This is a genomic window from Halioglobus sp. HI00S01, from assembly GCF_001635445.1.
GTDB lineage: Bacteria > Pseudomonadota > Gammaproteobacteria > Pseudomonadales > Halieaceae > Halioglobus > Halioglobus japonicus.
Genome location: NZ_LWEE01000020.1, coordinates 1 through 22,703, shown reverse-complemented (window position 1 = coordinate 22,703; position 22,703 = coordinate 1). Strand labels below are relative to the sequence as shown.

Annotated in this window: 18 protein-coding genes and 1 tRNA gene; 1 reads left to right on the top strand and 18 read right to left on the bottom strand. The window is 56.7% G+C overall.

The window, feature by feature from the left end; all coding sequences use genetic code 11:
• The 4 genes from A3709_RS04925 to rpsL all read right to left on the bottom strand — a co-directional run.
• On the bottom strand, positions 1-516 hold a 516-nt coding region (locus tag A3709_RS04925), incomplete at its 3' end, for a GTP-binding protein (RefSeq protein WP_156507573.1).
• Positions 517-629: 113 nt separating this feature from the next.
• On the bottom strand, positions 630-2,735 hold the full coding sequence (fusA, locus tag A3709_RS04920) for an elongation factor G (RefSeq protein WP_066050974.1): 2,106 nt from the start codon (positions 2,733-2,735) through the stop codon (positions 630-632).
• A gap of 27 nt (positions 2,736-2,762) precedes the next feature.
• The gene (rpsG, locus tag A3709_RS04915; RefSeq protein WP_066050971.1) at positions 2,763-3,233 is read right to left on the bottom strand and encodes a 30S ribosomal protein S7; all 471 of its coding nucleotides are present in this window, start codon (positions 3,231-3,233) and stop codon (positions 2,763-2,765) included.
• A 110-nt stretch (positions 3,234-3,343) separates the two neighbouring features.
• Complete coding sequence (gene rpsL / locus A3709_RS04910) at positions 3,344-3,715, bottom strand: 30S ribosomal protein S12 (RefSeq protein WP_007230799.1); 372 nt, start codon at positions 3,713-3,715, stop codon at positions 3,344-3,346.
• A gap of 285 nt (positions 3,716-4,000) precedes the next feature.
• Between rpsL and fusA (A3709_RS04905) the strand changes: the two genes are divergently transcribed.
• Positions 4,001-6,085 (top strand): elongation factor G, encoded by a 2,085-nt coding sequence (gene fusA / locus A3709_RS04905; RefSeq protein WP_066050968.1) that lies wholly within the window; start codon positions 4,001-4,003, stop codon positions 6,083-6,085.
• Positions 6,086-6,143: 58 nt separating this feature from the next.
• Here the strand turns inward: fusA (A3709_RS04905) and A3709_RS23040 are convergent, their stop codons facing one another.
• The 14 genes from A3709_RS23040 to A3709_RS04840 all read right to left on the bottom strand — a co-directional run.
• Positions 6,144-6,290, bottom strand: a complete 147-nt coding sequence (locus A3709_RS23040) for a hypothetical protein (RefSeq protein ID WP_156507572.1) — start codon at positions 6,288-6,290, stop codon at positions 6,144-6,146.
• Positions 6,291-6,335: 45 nt separating this feature from the next.
• The gene (locus A3709_RS04900) at positions 6,336-6,791 is read right to left on the bottom strand and encodes a hypothetical protein (protein WP_066050965.1); all 456 of its coding nucleotides are present in this window, start codon (positions 6,789-6,791) and stop codon (positions 6,336-6,338) included.
• 292 nt (positions 6,792-7,083) lie between these two features.
• Positions 7,084-8,514: a hypothetical protein gene (locus A3709_RS04895; protein WP_066050962.1), complete on the bottom strand. Its 1,431-nt coding sequence runs from the start codon at positions 8,512-8,514 to the stop codon at positions 7,084-7,086.
• Positions 8,515-8,516: 2 nt separating this feature from the next.
• Positions 8,517-9,926: an MBOAT family protein gene (locus tag A3709_RS04890; protein ID WP_066050959.1), complete on the bottom strand. Its 1,410-nt coding sequence runs from the start codon at positions 9,924-9,926 to the stop codon at positions 8,517-8,519.
• A gap of 143 nt (positions 9,927-10,069) precedes the next feature.
• Positions 10,070-14,287 (bottom strand): DNA-directed RNA polymerase subunit beta', encoded by a 4,218-nt coding sequence (gene rpoC, locus A3709_RS04885; protein WP_066050956.1) that lies wholly within the window; start codon positions 14,285-14,287, stop codon positions 10,070-10,072.
• A 32-nt stretch (positions 14,288-14,319) separates the two neighbouring features.
• Positions 14,320-18,393: a DNA-directed RNA polymerase subunit beta gene (rpoB, locus tag A3709_RS04880; protein ID WP_066050953.1), complete on the bottom strand. Its 4,074-nt coding sequence runs from the start codon at positions 18,391-18,393 to the stop codon at positions 14,320-14,322.
• 214 nt (positions 18,394-18,607) lie between these two features.
• Positions 18,608-18,982, bottom strand: a complete 375-nt coding sequence (rplL, locus tag A3709_RS04875) for a 50S ribosomal protein L7/L12 (protein WP_066050950.1) — start codon at positions 18,980-18,982, stop codon at positions 18,608-18,610.
• 46 nt (positions 18,983-19,028) lie between these two features.
• The gene (gene rplJ / locus A3709_RS04870) at positions 19,029-19,559 is read right to left on the bottom strand and encodes a 50S ribosomal protein L10 (RefSeq protein WP_066050947.1); all 531 of its coding nucleotides are present in this window, start codon (positions 19,557-19,559) and stop codon (positions 19,029-19,031) included.
• A gap of 319 nt (positions 19,560-19,878) precedes the next feature.
• Entirely contained in the window at positions 19,879-20,574 is a 696-nt protein-coding gene (rplA, locus tag A3709_RS04865; RefSeq protein WP_066050944.1) for a 50S ribosomal protein L1, read from the bottom strand.
• A 1-nt stretch (position 20,575) separates the two neighbouring features.
• Entirely contained in the window at positions 20,576-21,010 is a 435-nt protein-coding gene (gene rplK, locus A3709_RS04860; protein WP_066050941.1) for a 50S ribosomal protein L11, read from the bottom strand.
• A 114-nt stretch (positions 21,011-21,124) separates the two neighbouring features.
• Complete coding sequence (gene nusG, locus A3709_RS04855; protein ID WP_066050936.1) at positions 21,125-21,658, bottom strand: transcription termination/antitermination protein NusG; 534 nt, start codon at positions 21,656-21,658, stop codon at positions 21,125-21,127.
• Between the two features lie 21 nt (positions 21,659-21,679).
• Positions 21,680-22,042, bottom strand: coding sequence for a preprotein translocase subunit SecE (gene secE, locus A3709_RS04850; RefSeq protein WP_066050933.1), 363 nt, complete (start codon positions 22,040-22,042; stop codon positions 21,680-21,682).
• Positions 22,043-22,095: 53 nt separating this feature from the next.
• A tRNA-Trp gene (locus tag A3709_RS04845) sits at positions 22,096-22,171 on the bottom strand.
• Positions 22,172-22,271: 100 nt separating this feature from the next.
• The coding region (locus tag A3709_RS04840; protein ID WP_255359718.1) for an EF-Tu/IF-2/RF-3 family GTPase at positions 22,272-22,703 on the bottom strand (432 nt) is incomplete at its 5' end.

The window sequence follows — 22,703 nt, the reverse complement described above, 5'->3', positions numbered from 1 at the left end:
TTCGTACTGGTCCAGCAGCTCACGCAGCTCCATTTCAACCAGCTCTTTCATCTCTTCGTATTCTTCGGTGTCGGCGCCGCCACAGTCTTCTGCGAGCAGGTCAGCCTTGTTCAGGAATACAACGATGTAAGGTACGCCTACCTGACGAGACAGCAGGATGTGCTCACGAGTCTGGGGCATGGGGCCGTCAGTAGCACCACAAACCAGGATCGCGCCGTCCATCTGCGCAGCACCGGTAATCATGTTCTTCACGTAGTCAGCGTGTCCGGGGCAGTCAACGTGCGCGTAGTGACGAATCGNAGAGTCGTACTCAACGTGAGAAGTCGCGATGGTGATGCCACGCTCTTTCTCTTCAGGTGCGTTGTCGATACCGTCGAAGGCTACCGCGTCGCCGCCCCATACTTCGGAGCATACGCGGGTCAGGGCCGCTGTCAGGGTAGTTTTACCGTGGTCAACGTGACCGATGGTGCCCACGTTTACGTGGGGCTTAGTACGTTCAAACGTTTCTTTTGCCATTACCAGGCTCCTCTCTAAAATGTGGGCAGAGGATCACTCCACCCAGTCAAAAAATCCTACTCAATCGGAGTCAGACCCCAATTTAAAACAGCGAAATTGGGGTCTGTCCCCGATTACGCGTACTTTGAAACAATCGCATCGGCCACACTCGCGGGGGCCTCTGCGTATTTCGAAAATTCCATGGTGTAGGTCGCACGACCCTGGGTTGCGCTGCGCAGGTCGGTCGCGTAACCGAACATCTCTGCCAGCGGTACCTCGGCGTTAATCACCTTACCTGAGGGATTTTCGTCCATGCCACCAATCAGGCCGCGCCGACGATTAAGATCGCCAACCACATCACCCATGTTCTCTTCAGGCGTCACCACTTCTACGGCCATAACGGGTTCGAGCAGTACTGCGCCGCCCTCGCTAGCGAGCTTCTTGGTCGCCATGCTTGCGGCAATCTTGAACGCCATTTCGTTAGAGTCCACATCGTGGAAGGAACCGTCGTACAGGGTGGCCTTCAGGCCCAGCAGGGGGTAGCCCGCCAGAACACCGTTCTGCATCTGCTCTTCGATACCCTTCTGTACCGCGGGAATGTACTCCCGGGGCACGATGCCGCCAACAATCTCGTTGACGAATTCCAGGCCTTCTGCGGTCTCGTCCTCGGCGGGCTCAAACTTGACCCATACATGGCCGTACTGGCCGCGGCCGCCGGACTGGCGCACAAACTTGCCTTCAATTTCCGCAGTGTTGCGGATCGCCTCGCGGTAGGCCACCTGGGGCTTACCGATATTGGCCTCTACACTGAACTCGCGACGCATACGGTCGACAATAATGTCCAGGTGCAGTTCACCCATACCAGAAATAATTGTCTGGCCGGTTTCTTCATCTGTCTTGACCCGGAAGGACGGATCTTCCTGGGCCAGCTTGCCCAGGGCAACGCCCATCTTTTCCTGGTCGGGCTTGGAACGGGGCTCCACCGCCACCGAAATTACCGGCTCGGGGAATTCCATGCGCTCCAGCACAATGGGGCTGTCCGGATCACAAAGAGTGTCACCGGTGGTGACATCCTTGAGGCCCACTGCGGCGGCGATATCGCCCGCCAGCACTTCCTTGATCTCTTCACGGCTGTTGGAGTGCATCTGCACCATCCGGCCAACGCGTTCTTTCTTCTCTTTGACAGAGTTGTACACGGCAGTGCCGGATTCCAACTTGCCGGAGTAAACGCGAAAGAATGTCAGGGTGCCCACGAAGGGGTCGGTGGCAATTTTGAACGCCAGCGAGGCAAAGGGAGCGTTGTCGTCCGCTTCGCGCGTCGCAGGGGTTTCGTCCTTGTCCAGCAAGTGCCCTTCGATCGCCTTCACCTCGGTGGGAGAAGGCATAAATTCGATCACGGCATCCAGTACCGCCTGCACACCCTTGTTCTTGAAGGCCGAGCCGCCCAGTACGGGCACGATCTCATTGGCCAGGGTGCGGGCGCGAATGCCCTGCTTGATTTCTTCCTTGGAAAGCTCGCCCTCTTCGAGGTACTTCTCGGTGAGCTCGTCGCTGGCCTCGGCAGCTGCCTCCACCATGAACTCACGCATTTCCTCTACCTGGTCAACCAGGTCTTCGGGCACATCGGCGTATTCAAAGGACATGCCCTGATCGGCTTCACTCCAAAGAATGGCCTTGTTCTCGATCAGGTCTACCACGCCCTTGAATTCGTCCTCGGCGCCGATGGTCATTTGCAGCGGCACAGCGTTGGCGCCAAGACGCTCCTTCAGCTGATCTACCACGCTCATGAAATCGGCGCCGGCACGGTCCATCTTATTGACGAACACCATACGCGGCACTTCGTACTTGTTCGCCTGGCGCCAGACGGTTTCCGTCTGGGGCTGCACACCGGATGACCCACACAGCACTACCACGGCACCGTCCAGAACACGCAGGGAACGCTCCACCTCAATGGTGAAGTCCACGTGTCCGGGGGTGTCGATGATGTTAATGCGGTGCTGGTCGAACTGCGCGTCCATGCCTTTCCAGAAACAGGTGGTAGCCGCGGAGGTGATGGTAATACCCCGCTCCTGCTCCTGCTCCATCCAGTCCATGGTGGCTGCACCATCGTGCACCTCACCAATCTTGTGGGACAGGCCTGTATAGAAAAGAACACGTTCGGTGGTCGTGGTTTTACCCGCGTCCACGTGTGCACAGATACCGATATTTCGGTATCTGTTAATAGGCGTTTGACGTGCCACGCTGCTTTCCTCGGAAAAAGGTGGTGATTAGAAGCGGTAGTGCGAGAATGCCTTGTTCGCTTCAGCCATGCGGTGAACATCTTCACGCTTCTTCACGGCATTACCTTTGCCCTGGGATGCGTCGATGATCTCGCCGGCAAGACGCTGGCGCATGGACTTCTCACCGCGGCCGCGAGCGTACTCAACCAACCAGCGCATGGACAGAGCCACACGACGGGCGGGACGTACTTCCACGGGCACCTGGTAGGTAGCACCACCCACACGGCGAGACTTAACCTCTACCATGGGCGCGATGTTTTCCAGCGCTTCGTCGAATGCTTCGAGGGGATCCTTGTTCAGTTTTTCCTGAACAATGTCCAGAGCACCGTAAACGATGGTCTCTGCGACGGATTTCTTACCACTGATCATTACGTGGTTCATGAATTTCGCCAAAGTCACGTTCCCGAACTTAGGATCGGGCAGTACTTCGCGCTTGGCGACTACTCTTCTTCTGGGCATATTAGCCTCTCTCTCTTCAGGGTTACCCGAACACCGACCTGCCACAAATGCGGGGGAGGCAGGGGTTCGGCCTTACTTACATCTATATAAGCCAGCTTACGCTTCAGGACTTACTTGGGACGCTTGGCACCGTACTTCGAGCGACCGTTACGACGGTCGGCTACGCCGGAGGTGTCCAGGCTGCCACGCACGGTGTGATAACGCACACCGGGAAGGTCCTTTACACGACCACCGCGAATCAGAACTACACTGTGCTCCTGCAGGTTGTGACCCTCACCACCGATGTAAGAGGAAACCTCGTAACCGTTGGTCAGGCGTACACGACATACTTTACGCAGTGCAGAGTTCGGCTTCTTCGGCGTGGTAGTGTAAACACGAGTACAAACACCACGGCGCTGCGGGCAGCTTTGCAGGGCAGGTACGTCGCTCTTTTCTACTTTGCGCTTCCTGGGCTTACGAACCAATTGGTTGATCGTTGCCATTCAGATAGAACTCCAAAAAATGTTGTATTTCATGGCCTTATGGCCATTTCCCCAGCTCCGGGCCGAATAACCCGCAAAACCTTAATAAAAGGCCACAGGAAACCACCCCAAAAATGAGGAGGCGGCATTCTATAGATGGCCCCACCTTGAGTCAACAACAAATCGTCCCCATATACCCGGCCCTGGCGGGAGAAATTTGGGTGTTTTTTGCTCCCCAAACAGGCCTTTTTCATGTACTATCCGCCACAATTTTTCTGGCCAAACTTTGAACGATTGAGAGACCCAATGTCTGACTTATCCCTTTACAGAAATATTGGTATTTTCGCCCACGTTGACGCGGGTAAAACCACCACTACCGAGCGCATCCTGAAGCTCACCGGTAAGATCCACAAGACCGGTGAAGTACACGACGGTGCTGCGACCACTGACTTCATGGAACAGGAGCAGGAGCGTGGTATTACCATTCAGTCTGCAGCAACCACCTGTTTCTGGAAAGATCACCGCCTGAACATCATCGACACCCCAGGACACGTTGACTTCACCGTAGAAGTTTACCGCTCCCTGAAAGTACTCGACGGTGGTGTTGGCGTATTCTGTGGCTCCGGTGGTGTTGAGCCCCAGTCTGAAACCAACTGGCGCTACGCGAACGAATCTGAAGTATCCCGTCTGATTTTCGTCAACAAGCTGGACCGTATCGGTGCTGACTTCTACCGCGTTGTGAAGCAGGTTGAAGACGTGCTCGGCGCCAACCCACTGGTGATGGTGCTGCCCATCGGCCGCGAAGACGGCTTCATCGGCGTTGTCGATCTGCTGACCCGCAAGGCGCACGTCTGGGCCGATAACGACAACCCCGAGAATTTCGAAATCACCGACGTTCCCGCCGACATGGCTGACGACGTTGAAGAGTGGCGCGAAAAGCTGATTGAAACTGCCGTTGAGCAGGACGACGAGCTGATGGAACAATACCTGGAAGGTAACGAGCCCTCCATGGAAGACATCAAGCGCTGCATCCGAGAAGGTACTCGCAAGCTGGACTTCTTCCCCACTTACTGTGGCTCCGCGTTCAAGAACAAAGGTGTACAGCTGGTACTGGACGCCGTTGTTGACTATCTGCCCAGCCCCACCGAGGTAGACCCCCAGCCGCTGACCGACGAAGAAGGTGAGCCCACTGGTGAATTCGCGACCGTTGATCCGGAAGAGCCCCTGCGCGCCCTGGCGTTCAAGATCATGGACGACCGTTTCGGCGCTCTGACCTTCGTGCGTATCTACTCCGGCGTACTGAACAAGGGTGACACCATCCTCAACTCCGCTACCGGTAAGACCGAGCGTATTGGCCGTATGGTGGAAATGCACGCCAACGACCGCAACGAACTCGATTCTGCCCAGGCAGGCGACATTCTGGCGATTGTCGGAATGAAGAACGTTCAGACCGGCCACACCCTGTGTGACCAGAAGAACCCCTGCACCCTGGAAGCCATGGTCTTCCCCGAGCCCGTTATCTCCATCGCGGTTGCTCCGAAAGACAAGGGCGGTGCCGAGAAAATGGGTATTGCGATCGGTAAAATGGTTGCAGAAGACCCCTCCTTCCGCGTTGAAACCGACGAAGACTCCGGTGAAACCATCCTCAGGGGCATGGGCGAACTGCACCTTGACGTTAAAGTCGACATCCTCAAGCGTACCTACGGCGTTGAGTTGGAAGTTGGTAAGCCTCAGGTGGCCTACCGCGAAACCATCACCCAGGAAATCGAAGATTCCTACACGCACAAAAAGCAGTCTGGTGGTTCCGGTCAGTTCGGTAAGATCGACTACCGCATCAAGCCCGCTGCGCCTGGCGACGGCTTCTCCTTCACCTCCACTGTTGTGGGCGGTAACGTACCGAAGGAATTCTTCCCTGCCATTGAGAAGGGCTTCAAGGTCATGATGGACGAAGGTCCGATTGCCGGCTTCCCCGTTCTTGACGTTGAAATCGAGCTGTACGACGGTGGCTTCCACGCAGTTGACTCCTCGGCCATTGCCTTTGAACTGGCAGCGAAGGGCGCATTCCGCCAGTCCATGCCCAAGGCCGGCGCTCAGCTGATCGAGCCCATCATGAAGGTTGACGTGTTCACTCCAGACGATCACGTAGGTGACGTTATCGGTGACCTGAACCGTCGTCGCGGCATGATCAAAGACCAGGACGCAGGCGCCACTGGCGTACGCATCAAGGCAGACGTACCTCTGTCAGAGATGTTCGGCTACATCGGCCACCTGCGCACCATCACCTCCGGCCGTGGCCAGTTCTCCATGGAGTTCAGCCACTACATGCCCTGCCCGCAGAACGTGGCAGACGAGGTGGTTGCCGAAGTCAAGGAGCGCAAAGCCAACGGCTAAGCGCTACCTTCAGGAAAAAAGGCCGGCTTATGCCGGCCTTTTTTTTGCGGTTGTTTCCTCACAGAACGACCATTCTGGCGTCGTACACCCGCGGACTATCGCATTCCGCCACGTCGTCCATGATCTCCTGGTGCTTGGCCCAACCACCGCCATTAGTGTAGTTATGCCAGGCCTCACCCAGCTGCTCATAGTTTTCAAAGCTCACCACCGAGTAGTAATCAAACTCAATATCGCTAAACCCGAGCTGTGGCTACATCAGCCATGACTGCCCCTTACCACCCATCTTCGACATGACCTCGGAGAACTTCTTGTGGGCCTGGTAGGCCTTCATTGAGTCGCTATCGTCAGCGATGATGCAGCTAGAGAACCACACGATGCCATTACCCTGAGGAGGCCCATTCAGCGCATGCACGGGGGTTGACGACATCAGTGAGTGGCTGCAACCAATGACCTCTGCATAGGACGCACCAAGGCCATCGTTATCCGCCATCCAGTTATCCATGCCCTGCCCCATTTGCTGGCCCGTCGCCCAAGAGCCAATCCAGCCCACGTCGAACTTGCCATCATTGGTTCTGAACTGCGGCGAAATGGTCCAGGCGCTGTAGCTGCCATCGTTCTTCTTCGACCATTTGGCGAACTTCTTGTTCAGGGCATCCAGGTCATCCCAGCCCTTATCCTCCTTGAAGCTGCAGGCGAATAACTCCACCGTCGCGCCTCCTCCTGGGCCGCGATTCCGAGCGGAGCCATTCCTGCGAACAGCGTAGCAGCCATCGCTATTGTTCTAATTTTCATAGATTTATTCCTCTTCGCATGATCACGAATGCAGATTAGAGGACAGAGAGGAACAAACATCGGGCAGTCACGTATCCCTGGCGCAGGTCTTCATCCCGGTTGCTATCCCCGGGTGGACGTCCCTGCCCCGATCCGAGCCTAAAAGTAGATCAAGTTAAGGATTGTTCAAGCTTCGTACAGAACGAAAGATATGTCCTGAGAGTGGCTCAAGGAAGGTGAGCCACTTCGATATCGATACGACTGCTCGCTGAAAGCCTGCCGGTCAGGGACAGGCGGTACTGCTCTGCACCGTAGCCGGCGGGAACGATCAGGCCAAGAACATCATTGCCCTGTGCGAAATGCGTTTCAATCATTCTTCCGGTACTAAATTCCGGCATCCCCCATTCGCTACTGGAGACCTGTAGCATCGCCCTGACCGGGCGGGGCAAAGACGTCCGAACCCGAAGGCAGAATGCGCCACTCTGAAATACTCGGGGAATGGAGAAGAGCAGACCACCGGGACTACGTGGGTCTCGGCGAGCAACCACTTTGACCGTATCGCCCCATTGGCAACTCTGCGAAGCACGGTTCATCCCAGCCAGTATCCAGTCGCCGATCGCTCCCCCCCACCCCAATACCTCCCGGCTCCAGACATAACGCGGATAATTGCGCTGCACCGCAGAAAACACCACGAGACTGGCCGCATCCAGTGTTTCGCGTGCGGTCTGCAGCCGATACTGCTGCATCCGCTCGAAGCTGGCGGACGGTGCTCTGGACACTAGGTAGGGCATTATTCGCTCATAGAAGGAATCATGCAGGAATAAGGGCGCTACAGGCATCTGTTGAGCCTCTCTAATAGGCTCCGGCTGGGGAGCTTCGATGGCGGGCAAATGTGAGGCATCGAGTGCCAGCATTGCGGCAAGGTCAGCTTGCTGGGGTATGCGTTCCGTCGCTACTGCACGCTGTGGAATGCCGATTTCGCCAGGCCTAGCTTCGAACAGCTGATTCATCGCATCAAAGCCTGCAGCTTCGGTCCAGTGCGTGTCCCACATGAGATAGGCAGGGCGACCCGCAGCCACGATCGCGCGCATCGGCGCGGAGTGGTCCACCACATGCGCACTGTCGGCGGCAGAGGAAATGGATTCGAAGCGGCTCAGGATGACGTCATAACACTGCTTATAAGCTTCTGCTCGACCACCAAACTTGTCGCGCTCAATACTGGCCTTATTAGGTGCAATGGCGAACACCAGTGGCAACTCCGCCGCGGAGACCAGATCGAACAGGAACGCCACACGGTCGAGCCGAGATTTCAGTCCAGGGTGAGCTGAACAATGCCAAAGGTTCAAGCCAGGTTTGAAAAACAGCCAACCGTCCTCACCGCTAACCACGGTGGGAGTTTCGATCTGTTCGGCCAGCTGCAATTGCGCTTTACTGACGACATTAATTGCCTCCTGCTTCACGGTCGCGGTCTCAAACAGAGCCTTGGCGAAGCTCGCCCGCGCCGCCGGGTCCGGTTTCAGCAACTCGGCAACCGGTGGTATTTCGGTGCGGGTCCGATTCTCAAAGCCCTCGCCAAGCCCAAATACCAAGAGCGACAGCGCGGGTGTCAGAAGCGCCAGGGCGACGATGATGATTTTTGCTAACTGTAGCTTACGCACGTCTAAAACCTGAAGTACAGGAAAGGGCTGAAATCACTCTGTAGCGCGAGTATCGCACCACAGATCACCGCAAAGGCCACATAGGCCAGCTTGACCCATTCCAGTGCGATACTGGAACGCTGGGCGAGCCACATACCGACCGTAATGTCTCGAGGCATGGCAAACGCTAACACACCCACACCCATGGCCAGCAGGGTCGTCGACGATAGCAGCGGCCGCACATCTTCAGATAACGCCAGCGACTGCGCTGTCACATCGAACATGGCCGAGTACACAACCATGGCATGGGCCAGATCCTCGGCCCGGAACAGCACCCAGCCGATGATGATCACAGGCGCCATGTAGCCTATGCGCAGCGCGAAGGAACGGAGCTGCGCCGCCCGCTTGGCCAGCACCAGCTTCTCGCCAATCAGGAACAGGCCGTGATAGAGCCCCCAGAGCACGAAGTTCCAGGCCGCGCCGTGCCACAGGCCGGTCACCAGAAACACCACCACCAGATTGCGCAGATTGGCCCAGCGGCCGACCCGATTGCCACCCAGTGGAATGTACAGGTAATCCCTGAACCAGGTAGAGAGCGAGATATGCCAGCGCCGCCAGAAATCTGTGATCGTGGCGCTGGTATAGGGGTGTTTGAAGTTCTCCAGAAACCGGAAACCACAGACCAGCCCCAGGCCGATGGCCATATCGGAATAGGCGGAGAAGTCGAAGTAAATCTGGATCGCGTAAGCCAACGCACCCAGCCAGGCATCCGCCATAGTGAGCTCTCCCGGCGGCACCGCAAAGCACGCATCGGCGACGAGGCCGGCATTGTCCGCGATCAGCACCTTCTTCAGCAGACCATGGGCAAAGCGCGACAGTCCCGCGGACACATTGTCCATGTGAATCTTGGGCTGGTGGTAGTCGTGAATAACATCCTTGTAGCGGACGATTGGGCCGGCCACCAGCTGTGGAAAGAATGACAGATAGGCAGCAAAAGTCAGCAGGTTTTTCTCAGCGGGAATCTCCTTGCGCCAGATGTCGACCAGATAAGCCACGCCCTGGAATGTATAGAACGAGATGCCTATGGGCAGCACAATGCCCAGAAACGGATTGTCCTGCACGCTGTCGACCAGTCTGAGAATATTATCACTGAAGAAGAAGGCGTACTTGAAGAAGCACAGCACCAGCAGGTTAAAAGCTACCCCGATGCTCAGCACAGCTTTCGAGGAACTGCGCCCCAGCCACAACCCCAGCAGCCAGTTCACAACGATAGACGCCACCAGCACTAGCGTGGCCAGCCCCGACGACCAATAATAAAAGATCAAGCTGAACGCCAGAATGAACACGTTGTGCCCGCGCCCTGCGCTCAGGTTGATGACCACCAGAGCCAATGGCAGAAACACGAAGAGAAAGAAGGGTTCAGAGAAAACCATGTATTTTTCTTATGTTCCCAGAGTCACAGGACGGCCGCTCCCCAATCTTCACGCCGCCCAAATGACTACAAGAACATAATTACGGCCAAAAAAAAAGTTCGCCCGGTTGGGCGAACTTCTTTAAGTGCGGATTTACTGAAAAATCAGCTATCAGCTTGCAGTGCTTCGGTCAGCGCCGCTTCGATTTCCTGAGCAGAAACCATCATGTCAGAGTCGGAATCGCGATTGCGTTTGCGCTCTTCGTGATAGGCCAGGCCAGTACCGGCGGGGATCAGACGACCCACAACGACGTTCTCCTTCAGGCCACGCAGGTAGTCGCGCTTGCCGGTTACCGCAGCTTCGGTCAGTACGCGGGTAGTCTCCTGGAAGGAGGCCGCTGAGATGAAGCTTTCGGTGGCCAGCGACGCCTTGGTGATACCGAGCAGCTCGCGCTCGCCGGTAGCAGCCACCAGGCCTTCGGCCTGCAGACGCTCGTTCTCTTCCAGCAGCGTGGTGTACTCGACCTGCTCGCCCTTGATCAGGCTGGAATCGCCGCTGGTAGTAATGATCACCTTGCGCAGCATCTGGCGAACAATCACCTCAATGTGCTTATCGTTGATCTTCACACCCTGCAGGCGGTAAACCTCCTGGATCTCATTGACGATGTACTTGGCCAGTTCCTCGATGCCCTTGAGACGCAGGATATCGTGGGGGCTGGGCGGTCCTTCAGAAACCACTTCACCCTTCTCTACGAATTCACCCTCGAACACGCTCATGTTGCGCCACTTGGGAATCAGTACTTCGTAGTGATCGGAACCATCCGCCAGCGGCTTGCCGTCAGTCGGGGTAATCACCAGACGACGCTTGCCTTTGGTTTCTTTACCGAAAGACACGGTACCGGAGATTTCCGCCAGAATGGCAGGCTCTTTCGGCTTACGCGCTTCGAACAGGTCGGCAACGCGGGGCAGACCACCGGTGATGTCACGGGTCTTGGAGCCTTCCTGCGGGATACGGGCAATGACATCGCCCGCGCCGATCTTGGCACCGTCTTCCATGCTCACCAGTGCCAGCGCAGGCAGGAAGTAGTGGGCCGGTACGTTGGTACCTGCCAGGCACAGTTCCTCACCCTTGTCGTCGACCAGGGTCACGGCAGGACGGATGTCCTTACCTGCAGCCGGACGCTCGGAGGCTTCCATCACCGAGATGCTGGACAGACCAGTCAGCTCGTCGGTCTGGCGCTTAATGGTAATACCCTCTTCCATACCGCTGAACTTCACGGTACCGGCCACCTCGGTGATGATCGGGTGAGTGTGGGGATCCCAGTTGGCAACGATGGCGCCAGCGGCAACCTCTTCGTTGTCCTTCACTTTCAGCACAGCACCGTAGGGCAGCTTGTAGCGCTCACGCTCGCGGCCGCGCACATCGAGAACAGAAAGTTCACCGGAGCGGCTTACCGCGACCAGGTTGCCGTCAGTGTTCTCTACGGTCTTCAGGTTGTGAATACGGACGGTACCGTCGTTCATCACCTGGATGTTGTCCTGGGCAGTCGCCCGGGATGCCGCACCACCAATGTGGAAGGTACGCATGGTCAGCTGGGTACCGGGTTCACCGATCGACTGGGCTGCCACAACACCGATCGCTTCACCCATGTTCACGCGGTGACCGCGTGCCAGGTCGCGACCGTAACAGGCGCTACAGATACCGTGACGAGTCTCACAGGTAATGGGCGAGCGAACCTCGATCTCATCGATGCTCATCTCTTCCAGACGCTTGATCCACAGTTCGTCCAGCATAGTGCCGGCGGTAATCGCGATCTCGTCTTCAGAACCGGGCTTCATTACATCGCGGGCCACGATACGGCCCAGCACCCGGTCACCCAGGGATTCGATGATGTCGCCGCCGTCGATAACCGGAGTCATCAGCAGACCGGCATCGGTGCCACAGTCGTCCTCGGTCACTACCAAGTCCTGCGCCACGTCAACCAGACGACGGGTCAGGTAACCGGAGTTCGCAGTCTTCAGAGCGGTATCCGCCAGACCCTTACGAGCACCGTGAGTAGAGATAAAGTACTGCGATACGTTCAGGCCTTCGCGGAAGTTCGCAATAATGGGTGTCTCAATAATAGAGCCATCCGGCTTGGCCATCAGACCACGCATACCCGCCAGCTGACGGATCTGGGCGGGCGAACCACGCGCGCCGGAGTCAGCGTAGATGTATACGGAGTTGAAGGATGCCTGCTGCTCTTCCTCGCCGTCGCGGTTGACCACAGTCTCTTTAGAGAGGCCTTCCATCATCGACTTGGAGATCAGGTCGTTGGCACGTGACCAGATATCGATCACCTTGTTGTACTTCTCACCCTGGGTTACCAGACCGGCAGCGTACTGCTCTTCGATCTCCATAACCTCGGCTTCCGCGTGTTCGATCAGGGTAGCCTTCTCTTCGGGGATCTCGAAGTCGTTCACACCGATGGAGGAGCCGGAGCGAGTGGAGTACTCGTAACCGGTGTACATCAGGCGGTCAGCAAAGATCACAGTCGCTTTCAGGCCAACCACACGGTAACACTGGTTGATGATGCGGGAGATAGCCTTCTTGGCCATGTCCTGGTTCACCATATCGAAGGCGATACCGGCGGGGACAATTTCCCACAGCAGCGCACGGCCGACAGTGGTTTCAGCAACAAAGGTACGAGTGATTGGGTCGCCCTCGTCCTGAACCACAGTCTCGGTGACACGAACCTTGACGCGAGCCTGCAGGTGTACGTGACCGGCAACGTAAGCACGGTGCACTTCGGAAACGTTGGCAAACAGCGTGCCCTCACCCTTGGCGTTAATGCGCTCACGGGTCATGTAGTACAGGCCCAGAACCACGTCCTGGGAAGGTACGATAATGGGCTCACCGTTGGCGGGCGACAGGATGTTGTTGGTAGACATCATCAGTGCGCGCGCTTCCAACTGGGCTTCCAGGGTCAGCGGTACGTGTACCGCCATCTGGTCACCGTCGAAGTCAGCGTTGTAGGCCGCACAAACCAGGGGGTGCAGCTGGATTGCCTTACCTTCAATCAGCACAGGCTCAAATGCCTGGATGCCGAGACGGTGCAGGGTCGGTGCACGGTTCAGCAGTACGGGGTGCTCGCGAATGACTTCGGCGAGGATATCCCATACTTCCGGCGGCTCGCGCTCCACCATCTTCTTGGCAGCTTTAATCGTCGTGGCCAGGCCACGGGCTTCCAGCTTGCCGAAGATAAACGGCTTGAACAGTTCCAGGGCCATCTTCTTGGGCAGGCCACACTGGTGCAGACGCAGGGTGGGACCCACCACGATCACAGAACGACCGGAGTAGTCTACGCGTTTACCGAGCAGGTTCTGACGGAAGCGACCTTGCTTACCTTTAATCATGTCAGCCAGGGACTTCAGCGGACGCTTGTTGGAGCCGGTAATGGCGCGGCCACGACGGCCGTTGTCCAACAGTGCGTCCACAGATTCCTGCAGCATACGCTTCTCGTTGCGCACGATGATGTCCGGCGCGTTGAGGTCCAGCAGACGCTTCAGACGGTTGTTACGGTTGATGACACGACGGTACAGATCGTTCAGGTCGGAAGTCGCAAAGCGACCGCCGTCCAGCGGTACCAGCGGACGCAGATCCGGCGGCAGCACGGGCAGCGCGTTCAGTACCATCCACTCAGGCTTGTTGCCGGAGTTGGCAAAAGCTTCCATCAGCTTCAGGCGCTTGGACAGCTTCTTGATCTTGGTCTCGGAGTTGGTTGCCGGGATCTCTTCGCGCAGCGTGGCAATCTCGTGGTCGAGATCCAACTGCATCATCAGGTCCTGGACCGCTTCCGCGCCCATCTTGGCGGAGAACTCGTCACCGAATTCTTCCATGGCTTCGTAGTACTGCTCGTCGGACAGCAACTGGCCCTGCTCGAGGGTCGTCATGCCCGGGTCGGTGACCACGTAGCTTTCAAAGTACAACACCCGCTCGATATCGCGCAGGGTCATATCCAGCAGCAGGCCGATACGAGACGGCAGGGACTTCAGGAACCAGATGTGAGCCACAGGGCTCGCCAGTTCGATGTGGCCCATACGCTCGCGGCGTACTTTCGCCAGTGCAACTTCAACGCCACACTTCTCACAGATAACACCGCGGTGCTTGAGGCGCTTGTATTTGCCACACAGACACTCGTAGTCCTTTACCGGGCCAAAGATCTTGGCACAGAACAGGCCGTCACGCTCAGGCTTGAAGGTACGGTAGTTGATAGTTTCGGGCTTTTTCACCTCGCCGAATGACCACGAACGGATCATTTCCGGCGAAGCGAGGCCGATGCGAATCGCATCGAACTCTTCTGTCTGGCCCTGGGCTTTCAGCAGATTAAGTAAGTCTTTCAAGGCTATTCCTCCACGTATTCGTTGTTGGCCAGTTACTCGTTCTCAAGCTCGATATCGATACCGAGCGAACGGATTTCCTTAACCAACACATTGAAGGACTCGGGCATGCCCGGCTCCATACGATGGTCACCATCAACAATATTCTTGTACATCTTGGTACGGCCGGTGACGTCATCCGATTTCACGGTCAACATCTCCTGCAGGGTGTACGCCGCACCGTAGGCTTCCAGTGCCCACACTTCCATCTCACCGAAGCGCTGGCCACCGAACTGGGCCTTACCACCCAGCGGCTGCTGGGTAACGAGGCTGTAAGAGCCTGTGGAACGAGCGTGCATCTTGTCGTCTACCAGGTGGTTCAGCTTCAGCATGTACATGTAGCCAACCGTTACGGGGCGATCGAATGAATCGCCGGTACGGCCGTCGTACAGGGTGAACTGGCCGCTGTCTGGCAGGTCGGCCAGGGTCAGCAGGTCCTTGATAGAAGATTCAGCAGCACCATCGAATACCGGCGTCGCCATGGGTACACCGCCAGACAGGTTCTTGGCGAGTTCCATCACTTCTTCGTCGCTCAAGGACTTGATGTCCTCTGTGCGGCCGGCACCGTTGTTGTAGATCGCCTCGAGGAACTTGCGCACCTCGGCAACCTTCTTCTGCTCCTCGATCATGACGTTAATCTTGTCGCCAAGACCTTTCGCCGCCATGCCAAGGTGAGTTTCGAGAATCTGGCCCACGTTCATACGCGACGGTACACCCAGGGGGTTGAGCACGATATCGACCGGCTCACCGTTCTCGTCATAGGGCATGTCTTCTACCGGCATGATCACCGAGATCACACCCTTGTTACCGTGACGTCCAGCCATCTTGTCACCGGGCTGGATGCGACGCTTGATCGCCAGGTAAACCTTGACGATCTTGAGTACGCCAGGCGCCAGGTCGTCGCCAGACTGCAGCTTCCCTTTCTTGTCTTCGAAACGCTCTTCGAGCAGTTTTTCCTGCTCCTGCAGCTGACGCTGGGCAGAGGCCAGGGATTCGTTCAGCTCGCTGTCAGACAGCTTCAGCTTGAACCACTGTTCGCGATCCAGTTCGTTGAGTACCTTCTCGGTGAGCTTGGTGCCCTTGGTCAGGCCACCGCCGGAGACGGTAGTCTTGTTCTTGATCAGGTTACCCAGACGCGCAAAGGTCGCTTCTTCGAAGATACGGAACTCTTCTTTCAGGTCCTTGCGGTACTCGTCCAGCTGGTGCTTTTCGATCTGCAGGGCGCGAGCGTCCTTTTCCAGACCGTCGCGGGTGAATACCTGCACGTCGATGACAGTACCCTTGGTGCTGGAAGGCACGCGCAGGGAAGTGTCTTTTACGTCGGAGGCCTTCTCACCGAAGATCGCACGCAGCAGTTTCTCTTCCGGGGTCAGCTGGGTCTCACCTTTCGGCGTGACCTTACCGACCAGGATATCGCCAGCGTCAACTTCAGCACCGATGTAGACAATGCCGGACTCATCCAGCTTGGCCAGGGCGCTCTCGCCAACGTTGGGGATATCAGAGGAGATTTCCTCGGGCCCCAGCTTGGTGTCACGGGCGATACAGGTCAGTTCCTGAATGTGGATGGTGGTGAATCGATCTTCCTTCACAACACGCTCAGACACGAGGATGGAATCCTCAAAGTTGTAACCATTCCAGGGCATGAACGCGATACGCATATTCTGACCCAGGGCCAGCTCACCCATGTCAATCGACGGACCGTCGGCGAGGATATCGCCGCGAGCAACCGCGTCGCCGGTCTTAACGATCGGGCGCTGGTTAATGCAGGTGTTCTGGTTGGAACGGGTGTACTTGGTCAGGTTGTAAATATCAACCGGCGCCTCATCGACACCTACGTCCTTGTCGTTCACGCGTACCACGATGCGGCTGGCGTCGACGGAGTCGATGACACCGCCACGCTTGGCAACCACACACACGCCGGAGTCGGCGGCAACGTGGCGCTCCATACCGGTACCTACCAGCGGCTTGTCGCTCACCAGGGTCGGTACAGCCTGACGCTGCATGTTCGAGCCCATCAGGGCACGGTTCGCGTCATCGTGCTCGAGGAACGGAATCAACGCTGCCGCAACGGAAACTACCTGCTTGGGCGAGACATCCATGTAATCGATGTCATCAGCACCCTTGAGGGTGTTCTCATTAAGGTGGCGAACGTTAATCAGCTCTTCAATGAAGTTGTTGTTCTTGTCCAGCGGTGCAGACGCCTGGGCAATGACGTGCTCGGCTTCGTTAATCGCGGACAGGAATTCGATATCGTCGGTGACCTTGCCGTTTTTCACCTTCCGGTACGGGCTTTCCAGGAAGCCGTACTCGTTGGTGCGGGCATAGGTTGCCAGCGAGTTGATCAAACCAATGTTCGGACCTTCAGGCGTTTCAATCGGACATACACGACCGTAGTGGGTCGGGTGTACGTCGCGCACTTCGAATCCGGCGCGTTCGCGGGTCAGACCACCGGGGCCGAGTGCAGAGACGCGGCGCTTGTGGGTCACCTCAGACAGCGGGTTGTTCTGATCCATAAACTGGGACAGCTGGCTGGAACCGAAGAATTCCTTCACAGCAGCGGATACCGGCTTGGCGTTGATCAGGTCCTGGGGCATGAGGCCTTCGCTCTCGGCCATGGAAAGACGCTCTTTTACAGCGCGCTCTACACGTACCAGACCGACGCGGAACTGGTTTTCTGCCATTTCGCCCACGGAGCGAACACGGCGGTTACCCAGGTGGTCGATGTCATCGACAATGCCTTTACCGTTGCGGATGTCAACCAGAGTAGACAGCACTGCAACAATATCTTCTTTGTCCAGAATGCCTTCGCCGGTGACTTCTTCACGGCCCAGGCGGCGGTTGAACTTCATGCGACCAACGGCTGACAGATCGTAGCGGTCGGAAGAGAAGAACAGGTTCTGGAACAGGTTCTCGGCGGACTCCTTGGTGGGCGGCTCACCGGGGCGCATCATACGGTAGATTTCTACCAGCGCTTCCAGTTCGTTGCGCGTGGTGTCCAAACGCAGCGTGTCGGAGATGAACGGACCGCAGTCCAGCTCATTGGTGTACAGCGTCTCGATTTCCTTAACGCCTGCCTCGTTCAGCTGGGCCAGAATCTCTTCAGTCAGCTCGGTGTTACATTCAACCAGGATTTCACCGGACTTCTCGTCAACGATGTTCTTGGCCAGGGCGCGGCCATTGAGATAATCGCCGGGGACTTCCAGCTCTGTAACGTTGGCTTTTTCCAGCTCGCGAATGTGGCGGGCGGTAATACGACGGCCCTGTTCAACCACAACCTTTTTGCCAGCCTTGATGTCGAACGCAGCAACGTCGCCGCGCAGACGCTCGGGAATCAGGGTGATTGTGTAATTACCTTCGCCATCGGTGTGGAAGGTATTTACATCGTAGAACATGCCGAGGATTTCCTCTGACTGGTAACCCAGCGCGCGCAGCAGCACGGTGGCAGGCAGCTTACGGCGACGGTCGATACGTACGTATACCAGATCCTTGGGGTCAAACTCGAAGTCCAGCCATGAGCCACGGTAGGGGATCACCCGGGCGCTGTACAGCAGCTTGCCGGAGGAGTGGGTCTTGCCCTTGTCGTGGTCGAAGAATACACCCGGGGAACGGTGCAGCTGGGACACGATTACACGCTCGGTACCGTTGATGACGAAGGTACCGTTGTCGGTCATCAGGGGGATCTCCCCCATGTAGACTTCCTGTTCCTTGATGTCCTTGATGGTCTTGTTGGACGAATCCTTATCGTAAATGATCAGGCGCACTTTCACCCGCAGGGAGCAGGAGTAGGTCACACCGCGCAGCTGACATTCGTTGACGTCAAAGACAGGCGTGCCCAATGCGTAATCGACGTATTCCAGGGCAGCGTTACCGGAGTAGCTGACAATGGGGAATACGGATTTGAAAGCCGCGTGCAAGCCATAGGCGCCGCGCTTATCCAGTGGAACACCCTGCTGGGTAAATTTACGGTATGAATCGAGTTGAATCGCAAGCAGGTAAGGTACATCCATTACCTTCGGCAGCATGCCGAAATCTTTGCGAATACGCTTTTTCTCAGTGTACGAGTATGCCATCAGTACTCCCCAGCATGTTGATGTAAAGGGGACAGACCCCTTTTTCTTCATTCAAGCTTTTGCGGTCCATTTTTGAGCCTGGAATTGGGTTCTTCCCCCCATTTTCTGACTTCAAAAATCTGCCCGCATTAAGCGGGAAAAGGCCGGTGGGCTTTCGCTCCACCAGCCTTGTCCTTGTCCGGCCGCCCGAGGGCGGTGCGGACGATTGCAGAACTTACTTGAGTTCTGCAGCGCCGCCGGCTTCTTCCAGCTGCTTCTTGATGTCTTCGGCTTCTTCCTTGGAAGCACCTTCCTTGATGGGGGAAGGAGCGCCGTCAACCAGGCCTTTGGCTTCTTTCAGGCCAAGACCAGTTACTGCACGTACTACCTTGATGACGTTAACTTTCTTGTCACCAGCAGAAGTCAGAACTACGTCGAACTCAGTCTTCTCTTCTGCAGCCGCGCCAGCGTCGCCGCCAGCAGCAGCCGGTGCAGCAGCAACAGCTGCAGCAGCGGTTACACCAAACTTCTCTTCCATTGCTTCGATGAGCTCAACGACTTCCATTACGCTCATTTCTGCAATTGCATTCAAAATGTCTTCTTTAGACATGACTTTCGTCTCCTATCTAGCTGATAAAAATTTCGGGAAATGGGGCTTACGCCGCCGCTTCCTTCTGATCGCGTACTGCAGCGAGTGTGCGAACCAGTTTTCCAGGTACTTCGTTCATGGTCTGTACCAGCTTGGTTGCCGGCGCTTGCATAACACTCATCAGCATTGAGAGTGCCTGGTCGCGGGTCGGCAGCTTAGCCAGAACATCCAATTGCTCAGCACCCAGCATCTGGCCACTTACCGCCAATGCCTTTACTTCAAATTCTTCGTTGTCTTTCGCGAAGTCCTTGAAGAGTCGTGCCGCTGCGCCCGGGTCTTCCATAGAAAAACCGAACAGGGAGGGACCGGCGAGAGTGTCGTTAACGCACTCATACTCGGTACCTTCCAGCGCCCGCTTGGCCAGGGTGTTGCGTACTACACGCAGGGTCACCTGGTTTTCGCGCGCTTCTTTGCGCAGAGCAGTCATGCTGTCTACCTGTACACCGCGGGCATCCGCGATAACGAGGGACAGTGCACTGGTGGCTGTCTCGTTAACTTCAGCTACGATCGCTTTCTTGTCTTCGAGTCCAATTGCCACTGGATATACTCCTGGGTTGCTTTACATTGGTACTCACAAACCTATGTGAGTACTGCTCGCGTGGTGAACACTTTCACCATCTGCGTAGGCTTTGGCGTTGATACAACTCGCCTCAATTAAACCGCCACTGATAAACCGAATCAGCATTGGCACCTACGGTCTTTGATGGCCTTTAGTTCTCAGCTAGTGGGCTTGCGCCCCGCCTTGTCCAAAGACCTCAAAGTGGATCGGATCCAACCTGTGGGTTTTCACCGACCTACCGCTTTCCCTTCCCTGGGAAAGCTTTGAGGAGCCGCCCCTTGTGGGGGCAGCTCAACAATTACGACTCCAACGACCCCTGGTCGATGGTGATGCCCGGGCCCATAGTGGTGCTCAGGCTGATTTTCTTCATGTAGACGCCCTTGGCAGCGGCAGGCTTGGCCTTCTTCAGGTCAGCCAGTACAGCTTCCAGGTTGCCGCGAATGGCATCCAGGTCGAAATCGATCTTGCCGATACCGCCGTGAACAATGCCGTTCTTGTCGGTGCGGTAGCGCACCTGACCAGCCTTGGCGTTGTTAACCGCAGTTTCCACATCGGGAGTTACGGTGCCAGTCTTGGGGTTGGGCATCAGGCCGCGAGGACCCAGTACCTGGCCCAGCTGGCCAACAACGCGCATGGCGTCGGGAGAGGCAATGACGACGTCGAAGTCCATCATGCCGCCCTTGATCTGTTCCGCCAGGTCTTCCATGCCTACCAGATCAGCGCCGGCGGCCTTGGCTTTCTCAGCAGCTTCACCCTGGGTGAAAACCGCAACGCGCACGTCGGAACCAGTGCCGTTAGGCAGAGTGGTTGCGCCGCGAACAGCCTGGTCAGATTTACGGGCATCGATGCCCAGGTTTACGGCCACTTCAACGGTCTCGTTGAACTTGGCAGTGGCGAGTTCCTTCAGCAGGCTTACCGCTTCTTCCAGCGGGTAGGCCTTCTCAGGGTTCACCTTCTCTTTAAATGCCTTCTGGCGCTTGGTCAGCTTGGCCATCTTAATTCACCCCCTCAGTTTCGATACCGGCGCTGCGGGCGGAACCGGCGATAGTGCGCACGGCTGCGTCCATGTCGGCAGCGGTCAGGTCAGGCCACTTCTGGGTAGCCACTTCCTCCAGTTGCGCACGGGTTACCTTGCCCACCTTGTTGGTGTTAGGGGTACCGGAGCCCTTCTTGATCTTGGCGACTTTGCGCAGCAAAACGGAAGCCGGAGGCGTCTTCTTAATGAAGGTAAAGGAACGATCGTTATACACAGTGATAATAACGGGAATCGGCAGACCGGGCTCAGTGCCCTGAGTCTCGGCGTTGAACGCCTTACAGAATTCCATGATGTTCACACCGTGCTGACCCAGAGCCGGACCTACCGGGGGGCTCGGGTTGGCCTGACCAGCAGGCACTTGCAGCTTAATATAAGCTTCGACTTTCTTAGCCATGAGTTTACTCCCGGGTTCAAACGTCTGTTCGGCTGGGCCTACTAAGACTCCCCATCAAGGCGGATAACCGCCATTTATTTCGTCATCCCCGCGGAGGCGGAGGCGACACCATCATCAGGCCTTTTCGACCTGACCAAATTCCAGTTCCACCGGGGTGGAACGACCGAAAATGAGCACCGCCACGTTGAGGCGGTTCTTTTCGTAGTTAACCTCTTCAACAACACCATTGAAGNCGTTGAAGGGGCCATCGATAACCCGCACCATTTCGCCGGGCTCGAACAATGTCTTGGGACGAGGTGCTTCCACACCATCTTCCACGCGCTGCAGAATGGCCGCAGCCTCCGCTTCGGTAATCGGCGCCGGCGCATCCGCCTTGCCGCCGATGAAACCCATCACGCGGGGGGTTTCCTTGACCAGGTGCCAGGTTTCGTCCGCCAGCTCCATCTGCACCAGCACGTAGCCGGGGAAGAACTTGCGCTCGCTGCGACGCTTCTGGCCGCCGCGCATCTCAACCACCTCTTCGGTGGGAACCAGGACTTCGCCAAAGCGGTCCTGCATGCCGTGCAGCTCGATGCGCTCTTTCAGGGCAGAGGCAACTTTCTTCTCATACCCGGAATAGGCGTGAACCACATACCAACGCATTGCCATCGCTAACCCTTTTACCTGTTCTTAACCAATCGCCAGCGACACCAGCCAACCCAGGAAGCTATCCAAGCCCCAGAGCAGCAGCGCCACCAACAACACAAATACCACCACGATCATCGTGGTCTGCACGGTTTCCTGACGCGTCGGCCAGACCACCTTGCGAATTTCGGTACGCGAACCTTTTACCAGCGCCCAGAACGCCGCCCCCTTGGCGGTTTGCAGGGCAACCAGAGCAGCAACAATTCCGAGCGCAACAATACCCAGCACGCGGTAAAGCAGTGACTGGTCTGCGTACATACTGTTGCCGACAACCGCTACGCCGATCAGGACGAAGACAACAAGCCACTTCAACCCATCGAAACGGCTCGCGCTAGTTTCAGCACTCATTCAACTATCCTTTATTCAGAGCAACCCATCAGTGGCTGCTCCCTGCCATAAAATGGCAGGCCAGGAGGGAATCGAACCCCCAACCTGCGGTTTTGGAGACCGCTGCTCTGCCAATTGAGCTACTGGCCTAAATCTCTCATTTAGACGACGAAGCCGAACTGCTCTCTCAAGCGGTTCGGCTTGGTCTGATCCGGAGCGAAACCTTAAGTTCCGCTCCAGCGAGCATCGATTACTCGATGATCTTGGCTACAACACCAGCGCCAACAGTACGACCACCTTCACGGATCGCGAAGCGCAGGCCATCTTCCATCGCAATCGGAGCGATCAGAGTGGCAACCATCTGTACGTTGTCACCAGGCATTACCATCTCAACGCCTTCGGGCAGTTCACATGCACCAGTTACGTCAGTAGTACGGAAGTAGAACTGCGGACGGTAGCCCTTGAAGAAAGGAGTGTGACGACCGCCTTCTTCCTTGGACAGAATGTAAACCTCAGCTTCAAACTTGGTGTGAGGGTTTACAGAACCGGGCTTGGACAGCACCTGGCCACGCTCAACTTCGTCGCGCTTGGTGCCACGCAGCAGAATACCTACGTTCTCACCCGCACGACCTTCGTCCAGCAGCTTGCGGAACATCTCAACACCAGTACAGGTAGTGGTCTG